Here is a 19,254-nt window from a genome sequence, read left to right on the forward strand (position 1 = left end):
GATGCCGCCGAGGCCGTGCTGCGCGTCACGGAGTGTCAAGCGACAGTAACTTTTACTGACGCTCTACATGCTTTTCCAGACAGGGAGCCCGTGAGATCGAATGACTGCGGCCGCGAGCTGCCGGGGCAGCTGCCGTCGCTCACAGAGAGAATCCCGAAAGGCCGCCGGTGGGCACGAGTTCGAGCAGCTACTTTCCGCTCAAGGCACGTGCTGCGGTGGGGGAGTCTCCCAATGCATCGGAAGCCACCCATGTCGCTCGCGTACATAACGAAAACTGAAGAGCGCGTTCCAGTTCTCCGTAGTCTCCTCTTCGGAGAACACCTTCTCGTCGATGAGACCGAGAACGTAAAGCCTGAACCAGATTGCATTGATCATCGCCCGAATGGGTGAATTTTTATCACTCGTCAATATGAGATCCCACCTTCCGTCATCATAACGCCCGATCCATGGTCCCCCGACCGCCTTGATGGCTGCGGCTTGGGGTGAAGCTATTACGTGCGGGAATGTGGCTGGCGCATAGCCAAGACGTCCACTAAGCCCGCTCACATGCTTGTATATCATCTTGCGCAGTGCGCGCTCGGTCGTGGCCCCATGGTAACCGAGAAGTATTCTAACCGGCTGCGCCTCGTCGATCACAAGCTGACAATACACCGCAAAAAGCTCCGGGGGAATGGCTTCGATGTCTTCTGGTAGCTTGCAGAAGATGTCTGGCAGTGCTTTCTCGAGTACGCAAGACACATACGTCATAAATTGGTCGGATGAGCACGTGGCCAACGTGCGTGGATACTTCATGCCGGTCACCTCCTCGAACAAGACTGCCAGCCGCTCCGTTCGAAAGGGCACGCCTTTCGCAGAGCGTAGCGTGACTACGCCTGCCAAGAGGTCGTGGGCACTCGCAATCTCCGCGGTTTTTATATGTTTCTTAACCTCGATTACTGCTATGACTTGTTCTACTGGATAAATCTTCTTGCCACGTGAATATGGAAGCGTTTCCCCTTCCCCGACGACAACCATGCAGTCAATCTGGCCGCTCTGCCCCCCCCCGTTGCAATCCTGCACAAAACCCGAAGCGACGGAAAGCCCTACCCCTGCAGGTAGCAGGCGACTTAGCTCATCGCCGGTAAGGCCCTCGTACATCTCTCCTATTGTTGATGCATGTTTAACGTTCTGCTTATCAAGTCTTGCAGATTGGTGCCTCAGTACCTCGGAGAGCAGGTCGGCCACCGTTCTAACCGTTTGTGTCATCGCACCTACGTTCCCTATTTGATGAGCCGCTGTGAAGAAGCCGTACGAAGCTGACCACCCACGTACGGATCGTATCTGCCTTCATTACAATGGTCGCCCGGGCCGTCGCCATCTGCCTCGGATAGCCGTTCGCGTCGACCGAGTTTGCTCGGAGACATCAGCCCTGCGGTGGCCGCTTCGCGAGCCAAAGCCGGCGGTGCTGGCCGCCGTGCGGACTCCTGACGGGCGAGATGATGTTCTGATCGAGGTGCTCGGAAGAGAGCGAGCCCGAGGGGCGTCGGATGTATCGGAACCGACCATCGGCTTCGACGAACCGTCGAGCCAGGGCTTGTCGAACCGGCTCCGATCGCGAAGATCCGACAGCCTCGCCGCTTTCGCCATGCGCCCCGCGAACAGCGTCACCCGATCGAAGGATGGCGCGAACCCCGGATGCCTCCCGCCCTTGCGCTCGTGCAGCACGCCGGCGTAGCAGGACTTGCGCTGCGGACCCCAGAACTCGCAGCCGTCACAGCCCATGGTCGGGTTCACGGTGTCGTCGCACCACTGGATGCCGGTGCCCTGCATGTGCTGCTCCGGTCTACGTGCGGGTGGTGGCCCTGGTGCCACCCGGTACACAAAGTCGAAACGTCTCCACAATCCGGCCGGCCGACTTCAAGCACCCTCCGCGGGGGTGGCTACTCTGCCGCCGTGGCGTGTTTATCGGTACCTGCGTCGTTCTGCGCCTCGGTTTGCGCATCATCCGCGCCGGACGCCAGCCACGCGCCAATCTGTGCGCCCAGCTTGCTTACCCGCTCGATGAACGCTTGCTGCTGCGCGAGCGCCTGCTCGTACTTGGCCCGGAGCTCCGGCGAGGGCGGCGCGCTGCCAAGCGCCGGCAACACCTCGGTCACAAGCAGATCCACCCGATCGGTCCAGGTTTCTAGCGTCGCCTGAAGGCCGCGAAGGGCGTGCTCCGCGTCCGGCTGCAAAGACTGGTTCCTCGACGCCCTCGCCGCTGCGGGAGCGAGGCGCCGCTTCAGGTCGCGCACCGAGAGTCCCTCGGCAAGGACAGTCTCGATGTAGCCCTCGCGCTTCTTGGGGCTCGTGACCGTCGCGATGAGCTGCAAGTGCGAGAAGCTGATCGGGAGCCCGGTGACGCTCTCGCGCCGAAGGAGCTCCGACAGCTCTTTCGGCGACCAGCAAGCAGCCACTTTCGCGTGCCGGTAGAGCAGCGTCTTGTCATAGCCCAGCGCGACTGCGAGCTGCTCCACGCCGCGCTGCCCGTACTTGTCGGCGTCGTCCTGGATGGCGTTCACCAAGGCGCCCAGCCGATGCCGAACCTTCGCGTCGTCGGTACCCGCGACTGCGAGGGCCTCGCAAATCTTGTCGCACTCCTTGCGGAGCGCCGTGGTCATCTTCTGGAGCGTGCGCTCCGCACGGCTCGGCTTCGGTTCGAGGTCTTCCTTTCGCATCGCTTGGCTCCTTGCCGGGGGAATACCTCAGGCGCGGCAATCCGGGTCGTGCCTCGTGGCCATCGTGCACGGTCAGCCGCGGGACCGTCGGGCGCAAATATTTGGAATTACGAGGGATAATACTGATGAAGGAGGTCTCCGCACGGGAGATTCACGTCCATGAAGAACCACAAGCTCCTCGTGAAAGTGCTGCGCATCACCGCGGCGGTCCTGGCGATGGCCGCGCAGGTGCTCCTCGCCTGCGTGGGCTAGTCGCCCAGGCTGCCCCTGTCCACCGCGACCCTTCGTCCGGGCCGCGTTCCAATTCCGTCCAGATCGAACTGCGCTCTCATCGGCGCCCAGGAGGGATCCCCATGTCCCAGAACGACGAGAATGCCACGTCCGCTGTCTCCTCCTACGTCCTCCGCGTGTTCGCGAACGAGTCCGTGAAGAAGGGCGCCGCCGCCGCGGTCGCCGGCCTCCTGGTCGCGGCCGTGTCGGAGGCGATCTGGCCGTCGCGGTGAGCGAGCTGATCGGCGAGGCCCTGCTGGAGCTGCTCCGGCACGGTCTGCCCCGGCGCGTGCCAGCGGCTGCGAACATGCTCGACTGGCTCCGGGAGGCGGCAAGCCCGCCGCCCGGTGTCGAGCTCTTCAGCGCCGACGGCGCAGCGTTCACCGGCATCCTGATCGTCGACCGGAACCGGCCGATCTTCATGGTCGCCGCACGACAGGGCCCGGCGCCGCGCATCCACATGGGCCCGTCCGTGCCGCCCAGCACGCCGCGCTACGGTTCGCCGTACGGCCAGCGGTCCCTTTTCGACGAGGACGACGAGCCCTACTGGCGCGACGGCCATGCCGGCTGGCCGCGATGAGGCTGGCCTCGGGGCTCAGCGCCAAGGCGTGCAGCTCGGGGGCGCCCTGGCCGCGCCTGAGGACGAGCTGCTCCGCACCGTGCTGCGCAGCCGGCGCATCGCGGACCGGCTTGCCCGCGCCGCAGGCGGCTGGAGAGACCTGAGCGAGCACGAGATGGAGCGGCTCGGGCTCACGAGTGTCCAGCGCAGCGCCGTCCTGGCGTTGCAGCAGCTCGTCCGTAGCGGCTACCCCTCGCTGCCGAAGCACAAGTTCTCGTGCTCGGCGGACATTGCCCGCATCTACGCCGACCGGCTGGGCGGGCTCGTTCACGAGGTGATGCTCGGCATCGCGCTCAACGGTCGCAACGAGTTCATGGCCGAGCTCGAAGTGGCACGGGGCGGGAGGCACGGCGCCGCGCTCACCGTCGCCGACGCGCTGCGGCCGGTCATCCGTACCGGCGCCAGCGCGTTCGTCCTCGTGCACAACCACCCGGGCGGGAATCCGATGCCCAGCCCGGAGGACATCGCTCTCACGACGGCGATGAAGAGGGCTGCTGACCTCGTGAGCATTCCTCTGGTCGACCACATCATCATTGGAGGTCGCGGCGGAGGATTCAGCTCCATGCTCGACCTCTGCATCATCCAGTAAGAAGACTGCCGACAGACCGTACCGACTGCATCGTCGAGCCGCGCTGGTCGACAGCCGCGCTGACGATTCATCACATTACAAAGTCACATTCCTCAGGTCGCCCGCTGGCACGAGCTCTCGTGCTCCGGGCGCCTTTCCGTTTTCGAAGAAAGGAACATCTCATGCGCATCAACGGTCGTACGCTCCGCCCCTCGACCCTGGCCGAGCGCCGTCTGCTCTTGTCGCTCGGCACCGCCTCCCTGCGCGTGCCGCGCAGCATGAATCCATTCGCCGTCGCTCGGCGGCTGCGCCGCGCCGCGCTGGGCAACAGCCCCGATCACGAGTTCGCCCGCGACCTGGTGAAGGCGAAGAAGCGGCCCGACCAACTGCCGGTCCCCTCGCCGGATCTGGATCTTCCGGAGCCCACGAACCCCGATGAGGTTGTAGTCGTCCATGGCCGGGCGGCGTAGCGGTCTGGCAGGGCTGGAGCGCGTTCTTCGCGCGCTCCAGCCCGGGTCGCACAACATCGGGGATTACGTCGCCGAGCACGATGAAGAGCTCGCGGTGCTGCTCGGCGTCGACGCCAGCGAGCTCCGGGCGCTGGCCAGCCAGCTCGATGAAGAGGCGGCTCCACGGGTTCGCGCGCTCCTCCAGCATCGAGCTGAAGCCCGCACGATACGTCATCAGGCTTCCCGTCGCGATGCCGTCCTGGCGGCGGCCCGGCGGCTTGCCATGACCGCAGTCTGGCGGGACAGCGCGGCGCTGCTGGACATAAGCGTCCTCCTCGGCGATCTGCTCGCGGATGTGACGGTCCAGCACATCGGCCTGATGAGCCGTGTCTTCGCGGTACATCTGCCCCGCAAGAAGCTGGTCGAGGTGGCAGATGTGCTTCCGAGGCAGTTCGCTGATCTGGTGAGCTGGGTGGACCGGACCGGACTCCACTTCCGATGGCGCCAGGGGCGCGGCGGGCTGAGCCTCTACTCGCAGGCGGTGCCAGCCAGCGAGTCCGCCCACGTTCTCCACGTCAGCATCCCGGCTCCTGCCATCAGGAAGCACTGGCCAGCTCCAGCTTCCGCGGATCGCCGAAGCCGAGACGCTCCGCGCCCGAACCCCACGAACGCAGCGCTCTCTGCAGCCCGCACAACGGGATGGCTCGCCGAGGCCCTCACCGAAGCTGCGTTCTCGGCGTAGCAATCACGGCGGTCCTTCGTCCTCTGGTGGACCGCTGCTCAGGGCAGCGTGCGAGTCTCCCCGCGCAGCGCCCGCTTTCCTTCGCAACACACGCTCTCCACGACACGGAGTCCACACCATGAACAGCGCACCGGCGACGCTCGAGCGCGCCCAACGGCGGCTCGCTGCCGCTGGAGGCCGCCACATCGGCGATCTCATCTCCTGGAACACCGACCGCATCGATGTGACGCGCGAGGCAGCTCGCCGCGTCTTCGCGACTGAGGGGCTCGGCCACCTCATCCCGGACATGGAACCGGCCACCGCGCTCTCGCGCGCCGCGGCCGAGGTGAAGCGCCCGTCCGGCATCCTCGTCCGGCCCTTCGCCCGCCCCAAGGGCGACACGAGCGCCGCGGTGGGCATCTACGTGCAGAAGACCCGCGAGGGCGAGGCCGGCGACGAGTACGTCTGCGGCGCTCGCAGCCGGGTCGACCGGCACACGGGCACCATCGTGGGCCTGCCGCCCGACGGCGCGCCTTCGATCGCCGAGGCGCTCGCGCACGCCGAGGCCATGGCCGCCCACGGAAACCACCTCGTCGCGCACGCCGAGACGCGGGACATCTCCTTCGCCATGGTGGCTACGGCCAAGGCGCTCTCCGGCGTGCCGCTGCGGGACCGAGGCGGGTTCTACCTGCTGCCGCCGTCCACCTGCGGTGCCTGGCTCCGGCTCCGGCCGGGGCTCGAGCAGCTCGGCGTGAAACCGATCCGGATCGAGATGCACGACTCGCCCGACAACGTCGCGGTCGCCAGGGCGGCGGCGCAGGGCGCGCTGGAGGCGGACGTCGCGGAGCTCATCGCCGACCTCGACAAGGCGGCGTCCGAGGGCATGCGCCAGAACGCGCTCGCACGGCGGGTCGAGCTCTGCAAGGAGCTCACGGCCAAGGCCGAGCTCTACCGCGGCGTCCTGGCGGGGGTGGCGGACCGGATCACCGCACGCGTCAAGGAGCTTCAGCACAGCTTCCAGCTCCAGCTCGACGGTGGAGATGGCGTGTCGTTCACCATCCCCGTGCTCAACGACTGAGAAGGCCGGGATTGACGAAAGGAGACGCCTCGCCGTGGGTGACACCGCGGCGAGGCACCGGCGCAGCATGCCCGCTGCGCAGACACATGAGGTGATGATGAAGTCCACGACCAACAATTCGGGTGATATGGCGTCTGTACGGCACAGGTTTCGGACCGTGCGCGACAGCTTGCTTGCCGCTTTCCGGGAGCGTGAGAACGCGGTCGAGTGCATCCTGCTCGCTGCCCTCTCGGGCAATCACGCGCTTCTGGTGGGACCTCCGGGCACGGCGAAGAGCGCCATGTTCTTCGGGTTCCTGTCCTGCTTCCCCGATGCGCGGAAGTTCCAGACGCTGGTCACCAAGTTCGGGACCGAGGACGAGTACTTCGGCCCGGTGAAGCTCAGCGCCCTGAAGAACGACCTCTGGGAGCGCAACCTCGACGGCCGGCTCGCCGGGGTCGAGTGCGCGTTCCTCGATGAGGTGTTCAAGGGGTCCGACTCGGTGCTCAACGCCTTCCTGTCAGCGATGAACGAGCGGCTCTACAAGGGCCGGCCCATCCCGCTGCGGATGCTGGTTGGCGCCTCGAACGAGCTGCCCGAGGAGGAGAACCTGGCGGCGGTGTACGACCGCTTCTTGCTGCGGGACTTGGTCGAGTACGTGCAGGGGGATGCGACCTGGATGCAGCTCGTCGCGACGCCGCCGGCCTACACGGCCTCAGCTCAGATCAAGCTCGCCGAATGGGACGCGGCGCGGGCGGACGTCGGCCGGGTGACGCTGCCCGAGCGCATCGTGCAGGAGCTCCTCCGGATCCGGAACGAGCTCAAGGCCAACGGGATCGTCGTCTCCGATCGGCGCTGGATCGCGCTCACCCGCGTGCTCCGCGCCGCGGCCTGGCTCGACGACTGCGCCGAGGTCGAGCTGGACCACCTCGCCGTGCTCCGGTACGGGCTCTGGCAGAAGCCGGACGATCGCGGGCGGGTCGTCGCCGTACTCGACACGGTGGACCGGAGCGCGGTGGCGAAGGCGATCACGGTCGTGGACGAAGCCCTGCGCGCCTACGCCCACCGGCCCACGGAGGCGGCGGCTTACCTGGAGGCGCTCCCCAAGCTCGCCGCCGACATCACCGACGCAGCGAAGCGGGTGCAGGAGCAGCTCAAGGAGGGCGTGTCCCGCCGGGCGCAGGCGCGCATCCAGCCGAAGCTCGACGAGCTGAAGAAGGTCCACGATGCGCTCAAGGCCGATCTGTCGAGGCGCTACGCCCTGTAGGAGGTCGCGATGGGGACCTTCCTCCAGGCTCGGCGCGCACACCGCGCCGTGGCGGTTGCAGCGGACCAGGACGCCGCGCTCGCCGGGGACCTCTGGAACGCCATCGTCGGGGCAGGCGGCGAGCCGCTCGCGGGCTCCTTCGCCGAGGCGGTGCAGGACACCGCGCCGGTGGAGCACGCCGCGCTGCTCGCGTCCGACGACGTGGCGGCGGCGTACGCCTTCGAGCGGTTGTGGGGCACCCTCCCGGCCCTGGCCCCAAGGGCGTCGCCCTTCGAGCTGCGCGGCATCGCCCGAGAGACGTGGGCAGCCTTCGATGCGCAGGCCCGGCGCACCGAGCATCTTGCCGGGGGATTCGGCTGGGACGTCAGCGCGGCGTGGACCCACGCCCGCGATGTCGAGCTCGCCCGCGGGGATTTCCACCAGGTTGAACGCATCGCACGCCTCGCTGGCCGCATGTACGCGGCGCTGCGGGGTGCCCGGGCCAACCGGGTCCATGGCGTGCCCGCGGAGGTTTACTCGGTCGAGCAGGGCAACGACGTGTCCCGTCTGCTGCCGGCCGAGCAGGTGTTGCTCATGGAGCCCGTCCTGGAGACGGTCATCCTGGAGCGGATCGCCTCCCGGCGGGCAGCGCAGTACGCCGTGCGTGGCGAGGCGACGAAGTCGAAGGGGCCGTTGGTGATCGCGCTCGACGAGTCCGGGAGCATGCACGCCGCGCGGAACGAGTGGGCGAAAGCCGCGACCGTCGCGCTTTGCCGCGTCGCCTTCGATGAGAAGCGGCCGGTCGCCGTGGTCCACTACTCGACCTCCACCGTGGTCCAGGCCATCAAGCCCGGCGACACGGAGGCCGTGCTGCGGATGGTGCGCCACTTCCTCGGCGGGGGAACAGCCATCGGCCTCGCGCTCGGCATGGCCGTGCAGCAGGTCCGGCAGCTCGCCCAGCGGGGCCATCAGGGCGCCGACATCATCCTCGTCACCGACGGCGTGGACGGGGACCAGGCGGCTCAGGAAGCAGCCCTCCGCGAGGGCCTGGCGCTCGGGGTGCGGCTCTGGACGGTGGCCATCGAGTGCGAGGTGCCCGAGACCTCACCGCTCCGGACCAAGGCCGCGCACTACATGCGCCTCGGCGGTGCAGAGCTCGCGAAGGGTGAAAGCGTCTCTCTCCTGGCCGGCGCCACGTAATCCCAACCCGAGGAAAACAAGATGCCGGACAACGACGAGCTCGAGTTCGAGGTCATCGAGGCGTACACGCGCGCCCAGGCCATCGCCGATGGCACCCTGATGGACGTGACGTCAACGGCGCGAGAGATGGGGGTCAAGCTTCCCGTCGCCGTGACGCACTCCGTTTGGAGCCGCTACCTCATGCTGACTCCGGCAGCGCTGCGGGCCCGCAACGACGAGCGCGGCAGACTCTGGGATGTGCTGTGGATGTTCCGTGCGGCGGCCCAACGCGCACCGGAAGCAAACGAGATCATCTTCTCGCTGTACGTGGTTACCGATTCCGCCAAGCCCTCGTTGGTGGAGCTCAAGGCGGTCTGCGGTGCCGGGGACAACGCCGAGCCGGTGATCACGATCATGCTGCCGGAAGAAGATTGAGGCGACCGCAGCTTCGGGCTGGTCCCGGAGCTGCATTCTTGCTGCTCCTGCAGCTCTCGCGTGCTGCACACCGTCTCTGTGACGCCGCAGCCCGCCCATCTCCGCTTCAAGTAGTGCAGCCCGCGGCGACGCCAATCGCCCGGGCTGCGTGGCCGAAACCTCGTACCCCGAGGTCCCGACATGCTGAATGTAGTCCGCCCGCCCTCCGCGGGCCAAGGGGGCCGTACGCCGTCGCGCCGGCGCCCTCCCTCCCATCCGCCTTTCCCGACCGATATCGGAGCAATCCGGCTCCACACCGCGCCCAGCAGCCAGCTGGGGCTGTACGGCTCCCGCTCCGGCCCCGCAGGAGGCATGAGCGGGCGCGTGCGAAGCCGACGGCACACCGCTGCCGACCCGCACCTCTCGTCGCCAACCATGGCCACGCGCGCCGCACAGGCCGCTGGCACCACAGGACACAGCGGGCCGCGCGCTCCCGGGACGGCTGACCGCTACCGAAACTCTGAGAGGGGCGGGTGAGCCGCGGGCGCAATGGGGCGCGCCATCCACCCGCCGCGCCACATCCCCCGGCCCGACCGAGCATCGCGGCCGTCATGGCGGAGCGGGCCTTCATCGTGGCCACGCTCATCTCCTGCGGCGTCCCGGCGCGCGACAGCGCCGACGTTGCGCAGGCGGTCGTCCTGGGCGCCTGGAAGGCCATCGAGGCCGGCCGATATCGTCCCGACCCGGCTGCAAACGCTCGGCAGGTGCTTCGCCGCTGGCTCCGCGGTGTCGCCTGGCGGCAGGCGATGCACTACCTCGAGAGTGCTTACGTGCGTCACGAGGTCCTGCACCACGAGCCGCTCGGTCCTCTGCGCCACGTCGTGGGTCTGAATCTCGAGGCGCAACTCCAGGCGCGCGCCGAGATGGAGGCGCTTCTCGCGCTCTGGCAGATGCCGCTCTGGGCGCGCGAGGTGCTCGCCCTGGCGGCTCTGGGTCATGAGGGCGCCGAGATCGCGAGCGTGCTGCACCTGCACCGCGGAACCGCTGTCAGCCGGCTCCGCCGGGCTCGCAAGCTGCTTGCCCGCATGCGTAAGCGAAAAGGGGGGCGATGAACCTCGGGGATCCCAAGCACTGCATGAGTGTCACGTTCCCCGGCAAGCCAGTCATCCAGTGCGTATCTCCCTACGATATCGAGACCTACCTGGAGTCGAAGGACTACCAGTCGGAGCTCTCGGAAGAGCGCGACTGGCCCAGGGACATCCCCTACACCTGGTTGCCGCCCAGCTGGCCGGATCCGCGCGCCCCGCCGATCCGCATCCAGCCTCTCATCATCCGGAGACCACGGCTGTGCTCGCATCCGATGGAGAAGGTCATCGAGGTCATCGCGCACAACAAGGGACCCACGCCCGGCGAGGTGCTGCGCGAAATGGCTGTGCACTCTCAGCTAGAGAACGGCGAGAAGCTTCCTCCGCCCCGCCATCACGACACACACCGTGCCCTCTCTTCTGGAGGCAATCCACGATGACAGAGACTCGCCAGTACCCGGCGGACGACGACACATGGGACGGCCATACCGAACGCCCGCCACCGAACGGATCCACCCGACTCGACGACGCTAGCTAGTTCCCGTCCCGAAAAGCGAAAACAGCTTGCTTTGTAGGGTCCACGTGGCGCTGGGGGCGCACCCGCAGCTCGATTGGCGGCGAGCGGACCGCTGCCCTCACTGACCGCGGGATGCCGACGCGCTCGGCCGCTGAAGGCGCCAGCATCGCCGGCCGGGTCCAGGTCGCATCGATTTGGTGAGAAAACTCGCGCCCCAAGCGGAATTTGTCCATCGGAGGGATCCTGTCCGCCGTGTGGTCCCCCAGCACCGTCAGGGAGGACGGCACTCCGATGCGCAAAGCCTTTTTTCAGCAGCGACCGCTTGTTCCGCCTTCGATCGAGCATCCTCACGCCAGGGAGCTCCAGACAATCTCGGCAGTCCTGGAGCAAGTGCCTGCCGCAGCAGACGTCGTGCTCAAGGATTTGACCGGGGCAGGGATCGACGGCGACAGGGGACGGCAGGGGTTGAGCGCCGAGCAGGTACTGCGGGTGCTGCTCCTCAAGCAGATGCATGACCTCAGCTACGAGGAGCTGGAGTTCCACCTCGCTGATTCGGTGACGTACCGAGCCTTTTGCGGCTTCGGGATGGCCGATCGAGCTCCGAGCAAATCGACGCTACAGCGGAACATCAAGGCGGTCTCGGAGCAGACGCTCGAGGCGATTCATCGGATGATCGTGGCGTATGCGATTCGTGAGGGAGTTGATGATGGTAAGCGCACGCGCATCGACTCCACGGTAGTGCGTGCCGCGATCCACGAGCCGAGCGATTCCTCGCTCCTGAAGGACAGCGTTCGTGTCCTCACACGGCTGCTGCGCCGCGCTCGACGATGGGTGAAGGTCGAGTCGAAGGACCACCGCCGAGCAGCCAAGCGGCGCTCTCTGGAGATCAAGCGCGCAAGGTCTGCCGAAGAACGTCAGCCGCTGTATCGAGACCTGATCAGGCTCACAGAGAAAGTAACTAGGGCGGCGCTCCGCGCAGTGGAGGCGTTGCGGCAGGTACGCGTACAGACACCGCAACGCGACGAGATTGACCGTCTGAACAGGCAGATGCAGTACCATCTCGCGGCCGCCCGTCACGTGATCGAGCAGACCCGCCGTCGTGTGCTGGAGGGCGAGGTCGTTCCAGCGCAGCAGAAGATCGTGTCGATCTTCGAGCCGCATGTCGACGTGATTGTCAAGGACAACCGCGAGACCATGTACGGTCACAAAGTGTTCTTTTCCGCCGGCAAATCAGGCGTCGTGTTCGACGTCGTTGTGCCGCTGGGCAACCCCACGGACTCCTCGATGGCGGTGGGGATGGTTGAGCGGCACATCGAGATCTGTGGCAAGCCTCCGCACCAGGCGGCGTTCGATGGCGGCTTCACCTCGAGAGCAAATCTTGAACAGGTCAAGGGTCTCGGCGTCCGCGACGTCGCGTTCAGCAAGGGCAAAGGAATAGCCGTCGACGAGATGACCAAGAGCCCGCGGCTCTACCGAGCACTGCGCAATTTTAGAGCTGGGGTCGAGGCCACCATCTCATTCCTTAAGAGATCGTTCGGTCTCGACCGCTGCGACTGGCGCACGTTCACATCCTTCAAAGCGTATGTGTTGGGCTCGGTTCTCGCTGCCAACCTGCTGATCGTCGCACGCGCCTCCGCCGGGTAGCGCGCGCGTTCACGATCGCTGGCCGATCTTGGGCCCCGCGAGCGCGGGCCGTCAGGACTCGTGCGCCTGCTCCCCGGCCGTGGTGCGTCTGCGGCGCGCTCCGGCGCCGGGAGACGTTCCGCCCTGCCGTTCCTACTGTACGGATGCTCGTCTCCCCCACGCCGAGGCCACGCGGAGATGCGACTTTCGGGACGGGAACTAGCTACATGCGCAAGTGGATCACGGCGCTTCGGGAGTAAGTGGACCAGGGGCTCAGCGCGGCCGAAGATGCCACGCGCCCCGTCCAGGAGCGTGTTCTCTCGCGATACGAGGCGCGCCGCCGCATCGAGAAGGCGACCGAGACCATCTACAACCTGCTCGACGCTGCGGAGCGCGGCCTCCCCTGACGACCGCAGATGCAAGGGCCCCCACCTGCGCAGCCCCTGTCTGCTGCGGCGCGCACTCCTGTCTCGGCAATACCCTCACCAGCAAAGGACCTTCACCATGAACACTCACGTCAGCAAGGCTCGCGCCGTCCAGTCCGTGGTCGGTGCCATCGAGAAGCAATTCGGAAAGGGAGCCCTCATGTCCCTCGGAAATGGTGATTGCATCCCCGAGATCCGGGTCATCCGCACCGGCTCGCTCGCGCTCGACGCCTCTCTCGGCGTCGGCGGGTACCCGCGCGGCCGCGTCGTCGAGATCTACGGCCCGGAGTCGTCCGGCAAGACCACCCTCACACTGCACGCCATGCGCGAGGCCCAGCGGACGGGTGGTGTCGCGGCGTTCATCGACGCCGAGCACGCGTTCGACGTCACCTACGCGCGTGCGATCGGCGTCGACACCGACCGGCTCCTCGTCTCCCAGCCGGACAGCGGCGAGCAGGCGCTCGAGATCGCCGAGATGCTGACCCGCTCCTCGGCTGTCGACATCATCGTCATCGACTCGGTCGCCGCGCTCACGCCGAAGGCCGAGATCGAGGGGGACATGGGCGACCCGCACCTCGGGCTGCAGGCGCGGCTGATGAGCCAGGCCCTCCGGAAGCTCACGGGCATCGCGCACCGGACCGAGACCACCCTGATCTTCATCAACCAGCTCCGCCACAAGATCGGCGTCGTCTTCGGCAGCCCCGAGACGACCACGGGCGGCAATGCGCTCAAGTTCTACGCGAGCGTGCGCCTCGACGTGCGCCGGGTCGGGACCGTGAAGGCGGGCGAGGACACGGTCGGCGCCCGCACACGGGCGAAGATCGTCAAGAACAAGCTGGCGCCGCCCTTCAAGGAGGCGGAGTTCGACATCCGCTGGGGCAAGGGGATCGACGCCGCCGGCGACCTCGTCGACCACGGCCTCGCGACCGGGGTGATCCAGAAGAACGGCGCGCACCTCGCCTTCCGCGGCGAACACATCGGCCACGGGCGCGATCGAGCTCGTGAGGCGCTGCTCGCAAACGGGACGCTGGCCGCCGCTGTGCGCGCCGGCGTCGAGGCGGCTGGGCACGAGTCCCAGGCACGCCAACGGGTCGAAGCCGCGGGCACCTGAGCCCTCGGCAGCGACGACGAAGAGCAGGTGGACAGCCCGCAGCGCTCGCCGCGGGCTGTCTCCCCCGCCCCCCGCATCCGCCCGAGGTCCGCGCCTGCGCGAGCGGGCTCCTGCCGGGTGACTGCACCTCGCTGGAGTTGCCCCGCCACGGCCGCCGATCCCGTCGCGCGGCGCAGGCCGCGCTTTCCCATCAGCAACCGAGGAAAGATCATGCTTCAGAAAGTCCGAATCCAGGGTTTCAAAACGATCGTGGATGTCACGTTGGAGCTCGGGCAGTTCAACGTGTTCATCGGGCCGAACGGCGCCGGGAAGACCAACCTGCTCGAGGGTATCGCGCTGCTCGGCACGGCTGCGCAGGGCCACGTGGACCCCGAAGCCTTGAACGCACGCGGGGTGCGGGTGACGCGGACCCAGCAACGCACCCTCCTCAGGACGTCAGGGCGTCGGCAGACGAAGGTGATCATCGAGGCGTGGGCCGAGCAAGCCCGCTACGAAGCCAGGCTCCGGGAACCCAAGACTTGGTCGTGGTCATGGAACTTCGCCCGTGAGCGACTGATGGAGAACGGGGAGGAGCTTGCCGTCCGAGAGCACGAGGTGGGGCGCTTGGTGCTGGATCGAAAGACCGGAAATGTGGCCGCGATCAAGCCGGGGCATGATCGCGGGCTCGCTCCGCTGGTGTGCGCGACGCATGGCGGAGGGCCGCTCAGCACACTGCTCCGTGCCTTGGATCTGTTCGCCATCTACAGCCCGCACGGCTCCTCCCCTGAGTCGCTCAAGGGCGTGCTGCTCGAGTGCGCACCAGAGTTGCAACGAGAGCGCGTGCTCTGGCGACGGATCGTCGAAGAGGTGCGCAGGCTCGCGGAGTGGGCCGAGGATGTGTCAGACGAGGGGGTCAGCTTCGCTGACCGTCATCTGCGCAGCGATGCGCGATGGGTCTCTACTGGCGCCGCCGACGACGGCGCGCGGCTTATCCTGTACACGCTCATGCTGCTGCTGCTCCCCGAAGGCCCGTCCGTCTTGGCCCTCGAGAACGCTGACCACGCGCTGAGCCCGCGTCTGGCGTTCCGGGTTGCAGAACGGGTGCAGCATATCTTGCTGGACGAGCCCGGACGGCCGCAGGTGCTCATGGTCACGCAGCGCCCGGAGGTGCTCGATGCGCTCGACCTCAGGGACGACCGAGTGCGCCTCTTCATCGTGGATCGGAACAAGAGCGGGGCGACGGAGGTGGGTCGGATCAGGTACAGCGACGCGCTCGCCAGGTGCACGGAGAGCGGGATGACGCTCTCGCAGCTGTGGCTATCCGGTGCGCTCGGCGGGATGCCCAGCGTGTGAGAGCATGTCCTCACGTGAAGCACCTGCGCAGGTTCAAAGCACGCGGGGACAAGAGATCTCGAAAAGAACGACCGTGCACATTCTATATGGCAGTGCCGCGTTCGCTCGACATAAGCAAAATCCAAACTGCAACCGTGTTCAAGGTATATGGTCTGTTCAGTCTTTACCGGCGGCTGTACATCGTCGGTAGCTTCCCGTTGAACCTCAAGCGAGCTCGGGGATCGGCTGTTCGTGCCCGGCCACGAGGTCGTCGTGAATCAGTACGAGATCCTATGCCGGATGTGCGCGGCGACGTCGGCGGTGCGCAGATCATCGAGAAGTTGACGCCGTGATCCTCAGATCACATGGAGCGCCGCCAAACCGCCGCGATGGACCAGCCGCAGGATGTTACCCGGCTAGGTGCGGAGAGCTGGGAGGACGGACCGGGCATTCCGCCGTTCTCTTTAGCTCCAATGCCCAACTATTCACATCAAGAGGTTTGAACGTGCGATATCGAACGCAATCACACCGACTGAACTGAACGTCCCACCCGAACCTGAAGTGCGTCTCGTAGCAGTCCCATGGCCCGGGTGTCGCCGTCAATGATCATCGCTCGTCCTGCTGGAAATAGCTCGCATCGACCCACCAGCGGGGGCGGTAACTGCACCAAAAGTCGCTCAATATCGACATTGCGTCCACTTGTAAAGCGCCTGAGGTTCTCCCGGACGTCATCGGTTCCGACAACGCTAACAGTTGCGAGCGTACTCGCCGAGAGCGTCAGTCCGGTGGCCGTTGCGGCGAGCACAGTTGCATGCCCGGCACCTTTCTCGATCTCCTCGAGCCATGCCATCGGCGTAACGGTCACCTCCCGAGCTACGACTGGCGTATCGGCACACTGAGATAGGTGATCGAAGAACGAGCGCAGTGAACGCGGTGGGTCCGCAATCTGAAGCTCCGGTGTGGCGCTCTGAATCCGGAAGTTGACCTGTCGGAGCTCGACTCGATGAACTGTAAGCGATCCACCGGCTGGATCCTCGACGGTATCATCCCACTCGATGCGTTCGATGAACCTACCCGCCAGATGCTCGCGCCGGACCTCGTCGACTCGGAACCCTGTCGGCCGACGTCGGGTGTACTCCGCTTTAGCCATCCCATCGGCGAGTCGGCGAAGCGGCACGCCTGAAAGCTCGAGGCCAAGCCAGCGTGCGCGGATCTTCATGGTGCGGCTCCCGTGTCATCTTTCGTTCTATCGAGGCTCTGGATGGGCGCCTCTTTCGTTGCATCGAGGCTCTGGATGGGCGCCTCTTTCGCTGCATCGAGGCTCTGGATGGGCGCTGCTACCGACGATGAAATGACCGTGTCGACGGCGCTGCGAGCTGCCTCCTCGATAAGGCGCAGCAAGCGTGTCTTCTCCAACGGATCAGCTGCCGCCTTACTCTTCCTGTACTCGCCATCCGGGCGACGAGCAAACATTCCACGGATCGTATATGTGAACCCGGTACCCTCCTCGGGGTTGTCGAACCCGGACTCGAACTCGACGCGTGGTCCCGTCTGCTTATCTTCCGTCGCCGTCCAGACGATCGAGCGAACGAAGAAGCCCTGCTCAGTCAATTGCTTATACTGCGGAGCGTGAAGAATGCCCTCTCCCTTCAGAGCGATCTCCTTCACCTGTGCAATAAATACGGCCTCATCAGTGAGGATTTCCTCACCGTCACCCATGTCCGCCGAGGAATCCAGTTCATCGGAAATGGAGGCGTCATCATCGCCGGGCGGTGCCGTATCTCGTGTGTTCCTTGTGAAGCGGCTCGCCTTCACGGCCTTCACGTCCGCGAACTTGAAGCCCTTCACGCCTCGGATAAGAGAAAGGAAAAACTCGGTGCGGAGGGCTGGATCCTTCACGCCAGCGAGTTCAATCTTGGTCTCGAGAATCTCCTGATTGGGCTTACTCGCGAGTACACTGACGAGTTCGCCAAGCACTTCGTGGGCACGCGCTTGGTCTTGATGACGAACCACAACCTCGTCCTTCTTCGGGAGCTCGACATCGAAAGTGAAGTCGCGCTGTGTTCGCTGTACCAGCCTTGTTTTGCTCGGATCGAGCTCCGAGTAGCGAACGAAGATCCTCAGCCCCCCTTGGCGCTGCTCGATGGTGAACGCTTCACCGCGGTTCTGTCGGTTATCGCGCACGGCCTCCATCGCCTCCCTGACCTCGTCCAGCGATATAGCACCGGCCAGCGCTCGAGACGACATCTTCTCCGCGCGGTCTGCGGTATCGGTTGCCTCGATCAGGTCATTCAGGTCGTGCCAGCCGAACGGCAGAAGGGAGATCTGCTCGATGAGGTCCTCACGATCTTCGGAACTTGACAGAACCAGCCCGCGTCGCCGTGTGAAGTCGACCAACTTCTGCACCGTGAGTTTCTGGCGCGCCGCGCTCAACAGGTCGAAGATGTCCTTGTCGTCGGCAAAGTAGTTCGCCTGAATCATGCGCTTCGACATCGTCAGCGAGCCTCCATTCCGATCTCGATCTCACTGAACCTTCGGCGTACCAAGGGGACACTCTCGCACCTGACTCGGTCGAGGCGCACTTTCCCAAGTCCATAGAGAGATGTAGAGATCTGCTCCTTCGCCTTGTTGAAGTTGGCGATGCCCGCCCCGTCAGAGTCAACGAGTCGGACAGCGATCTCCGTGTCGCGGTCTACCGCTAGCATCTGGAACCTGAAGAACGAATCGATGAGGTACTTGAATTCCTCGATGCTGGTTCCGCGGTTGCGATAGTAAACGAGAAATTCGCGCTTCCCGCCGTTGTAATCCGGTCGGATGTGGATCGTGATCCAGGGGCCGGTAAGCATCTCGATCGTTGCAGCAGAACTCGACTGCTCGCGACGCTTGGGTCGGACCAGGTCCGGGTACCAGAACTCAGTTGCCACGGGCTCGAGAGGGATCTTTTTTCTCCCTCGTAGCGTCACGATATCCTGCGCCACGTTCACGAGGTACGACACATCTGGAGGGCCGATGATCGCCATGCGGCGTCTCGGAGGAAGTCGGAGGTTCGCCGGATCGACCTCTTCGACGATCTTGCAGAAGTCCTTGTCAAATTCGCCATCATGGTTGTAGACGAAGAGGAGGCCGTCGCAGCGCCACGTGTTTTCATCGTCTCCGTATAGTTGTTGCCAGCCAGCGCTGACGTTCGCACATTCCACCGACTTTCCTAGACTGGCTATTGCCCCAGCGACCTTCGCCTTCGTGATTGTGGCAGCTCCGTAGCTCTTCAGATCCACGTTCCAGTAGATCCGCTCCACGCGATACGGATCGTCGTACCAGAAGACGACGTCGCTCGGGTGTGTCAGCTTCCCATGACTTTCAACGGAACACGACCAGTTCTGGTTCACTGGTGGCCGCCGTGTCCATCCGAAGACATCGAAGATTTCCTCTCCAACCTTTTCCGCCATGCGGGCGATGTTGTCTGTTTCTGCCATGGTATCACCAGACACTATTATTGGCATCGCGGCCGGGCCTAATTCTCCGGCTCCGTGAGCCCGGGACGCCGGGCGAGCTCGTGGAGCAGGGGGTAGCACGCTGCGGCGATGTTCTCGAAATTCTCGAGGTCGATGATCAGGGCCTCTTCGCCCCGGAGCGAGCTGACCAGGGCCTACAGCGCAGCTACGTCCTTGGCTCCGAGCCCCGACGCGGTGCATGCGCCGTAGTACGCGGCCCAGATCCGCTCCGGACAGATGTAGGTGGAGGTAGCGGCGGAGGTTCTCCGTCGCGAGCTGGTCGCGCGGCTCATCGCTAACCTCGGCGGTGACTCGGTGCAGGGCCGCGAATGTGCGTGCTGAAGGGCGGGCTTGAGGCATCCGAGCTCAGACGGGAAACAGAAGACCCGGACCCCCATCGGCATCCCAGGGCGAACGCGGATCTCGTCGAGGCCGCCGCCCTTCGGGACGGAGCGGGGTCCCGGCTGGACTC

21 protein-coding genes are annotated in these 19,254 nt (G+C 65.5%); 16 read left to right on the forward strand and 5 right to left on the reverse strand.

Annotation, left to right across the window (positions count from 1 at the left end; genetic code table 11):
- Positions 1-198 precede the first annotated feature (198 nt).
- The gene (locus WME82_RS44155) at positions 199-1,224 is read right to left on the reverse strand and encodes a DUF6602 domain-containing protein (protein WP_438040209.1); all 1,026 of its coding nucleotides are present in this window, start codon (positions 1,222-1,224) and stop codon (positions 199-201) included.
- Between the two features lie 695 nt (positions 1,225-1,919).
- Positions 1,920-2,696: a hypothetical protein gene (locus tag WME82_RS44160; protein WP_438040210.1), complete on the reverse strand. Its 777-nt coding sequence runs from the start codon at positions 2,694-2,696 to the stop codon at positions 1,920-1,922.
- Positions 2,697-3,049: 353 nt separating this feature from the next.
- Between WME82_RS44160 and WME82_RS44165 the strand changes: the two genes are divergently transcribed.
- From WME82_RS44165 to WME82_RS44240, 16 genes are all read left to right on the forward strand, one after another.
- Entirely contained in the window at positions 3,050-3,199 is a 150-nt protein-coding gene (locus WME82_RS44165; RefSeq protein WP_438040211.1) for a hypothetical protein, read from the forward strand.
- On the forward strand, positions 3,196-3,546 hold the full coding sequence (locus tag WME82_RS44170) for a hypothetical protein (RefSeq protein ID WP_438040212.1): 351 nt from the start codon (positions 3,196-3,198) through the stop codon (positions 3,544-3,546). The genes WME82_RS44165 and WME82_RS44170 overlap by 4 nt, the downstream gene beginning before the upstream one ends.
- A gap of 28 nt (positions 3,547-3,574) precedes the next feature.
- Positions 3,575-4,174, forward strand: coding sequence for a JAB domain-containing protein (locus tag WME82_RS44175; RefSeq protein WP_438040213.1), 600 nt, complete (start codon positions 3,575-3,577; stop codon positions 4,172-4,174).
- 161 nt (positions 4,175-4,335) lie between these two features.
- Positions 4,336-4,623, forward strand: a complete 288-nt coding sequence (locus WME82_RS44180) for a hypothetical protein (RefSeq protein WP_438040214.1) — start codon at positions 4,336-4,338, stop codon at positions 4,621-4,623.
- The gene (locus tag WME82_RS44185) at positions 4,607-5,344 is read left to right on the forward strand and encodes a hypothetical protein (RefSeq protein WP_438040215.1); all 738 of its coding nucleotides are present in this window, start codon (positions 4,607-4,609) and stop codon (positions 5,342-5,344) included. The genes WME82_RS44180 and WME82_RS44185 overlap by 17 nt, the downstream gene beginning before the upstream one ends.
- A gap of 118 nt (positions 5,345-5,462) precedes the next feature.
- A complete protein-coding gene (locus tag WME82_RS44190) occupies positions 5,463-6,401 on the forward strand; it encodes a hypothetical protein (protein WP_438040216.1) in 939 nt (312 codons plus the stop codon).
- Between the two features lie 157 nt (positions 6,402-6,558).
- On the forward strand, positions 6,559-7,647 hold the full coding sequence (locus WME82_RS44195) for an AAA family ATPase (RefSeq protein ID WP_438040217.1): 1,089 nt from the start codon (positions 6,559-6,561) through the stop codon (positions 7,645-7,647).
- A 9-nt stretch (positions 7,648-7,656) separates the two neighbouring features.
- Positions 7,657-8,826 carry a vWA domain-containing protein gene (locus WME82_RS44200; RefSeq protein WP_438040218.1) on the forward strand — a complete coding sequence of 390 codons (1,170 nt, stop codon included), beginning with the start codon at positions 7,657-7,659 and terminating at the stop codon, positions 8,824-8,826.
- Positions 8,827-8,847: 21 nt separating this feature from the next.
- Complete coding sequence (locus WME82_RS44205; protein WP_438040219.1) at positions 8,848-9,240, forward strand: DUF6573 family protein; 393 nt, start codon at positions 8,848-8,850, stop codon at positions 9,238-9,240.
- 590 nt (positions 9,241-9,830) lie between these two features.
- Positions 9,831-10,331: an RNA polymerase sigma factor gene (locus tag WME82_RS44210; RefSeq protein ID WP_438040220.1), complete on the forward strand. Its 501-nt coding sequence runs from the start codon at positions 9,831-9,833 to the stop codon at positions 10,329-10,331.
- On the forward strand, positions 10,328-10,744 hold the full coding sequence (locus WME82_RS44215) for a hypothetical protein (RefSeq protein WP_438040221.1): 417 nt from the start codon (positions 10,328-10,330) through the stop codon (positions 10,742-10,744). The genes WME82_RS44210 and WME82_RS44215 overlap by 4 nt, the downstream gene beginning before the upstream one ends.
- Positions 10,745-11,112: 368 nt before the next feature.
- Positions 11,113-12,465: an ISNCY family transposase gene (locus WME82_RS44220; RefSeq protein ID WP_437851805.1), complete on the forward strand. Its 1,353-nt coding sequence runs from the start codon at positions 11,113-11,115 to the stop codon at positions 12,463-12,465.
- 239 nt (positions 12,466-12,704) lie between these two features.
- Positions 12,705-12,851, forward strand: a complete 147-nt coding sequence (locus WME82_RS44225; RefSeq protein ID WP_438040222.1) for a hypothetical protein — start codon at positions 12,705-12,707, stop codon at positions 12,849-12,851.
- 97 nt (positions 12,852-12,948) lie between these two features.
- Positions 12,949-13,980 (forward strand): recombinase RecA, encoded by a 1,032-nt coding sequence (gene recA, locus WME82_RS44230; protein ID WP_438040223.1) that lies wholly within the window; start codon positions 12,949-12,951, stop codon positions 13,978-13,980.
- Positions 13,981-14,190: 210 nt separating this feature from the next.
- Positions 14,191-15,312: an AAA family ATPase gene (locus WME82_RS44235; protein ID WP_438040224.1), complete on the forward strand. Its 1,122-nt coding sequence runs from the start codon at positions 14,191-14,193 to the stop codon at positions 15,310-15,312.
- A gap of 86 nt (positions 15,313-15,398) precedes the next feature.
- Positions 15,399-15,644: a hypothetical protein gene (locus WME82_RS44240; protein WP_438040225.1), complete on the forward strand. Its 246-nt coding sequence runs from the start codon at positions 15,399-15,401 to the stop codon at positions 15,642-15,644.
- A gap of 170 nt (positions 15,645-15,814) precedes the next feature.
- Here the strand turns inward: WME82_RS44240 and WME82_RS44245 are convergent, their stop codons facing one another.
- From WME82_RS44245 to WME82_RS44255, 3 genes are read right to left on the reverse strand one after another with little or no spacing between them, the layout of a single operon-like run.
- On the reverse strand, positions 15,815-16,510 hold the full coding sequence (locus WME82_RS44245) for a hypothetical protein (RefSeq protein ID WP_438040226.1): 696 nt from the start codon (positions 16,508-16,510) through the stop codon (positions 15,815-15,817).
- Complete coding sequence (locus WME82_RS44250) at positions 16,507-17,784, reverse strand: hypothetical protein (RefSeq protein ID WP_438040227.1); 1,278 nt, start codon at positions 17,782-17,784, stop codon at positions 16,507-16,509. Before WME82_RS44250 ends, WME82_RS44245 begins: the two co-directional genes overlap by 4 nt.
- 2 nt (positions 17,785-17,786) lie before the next feature.
- On the reverse strand, positions 17,787-18,764 hold the full coding sequence (locus WME82_RS44255; protein WP_438040228.1) for a hypothetical protein: 978 nt from the start codon (positions 18,762-18,764) through the stop codon (positions 17,787-17,789).
- Positions 18,765-19,254: the final 490 nt, after the last annotated feature.

Origin of the sequence: Sorangium sp. So ce128, assembly GCF_051525245.1 — a bacterium.
Lineage (GTDB): Bacteria > Myxococcota_A > Polyangia > Polyangiales > Polyangiaceae > Sorangium > Sorangium cellulosum_B.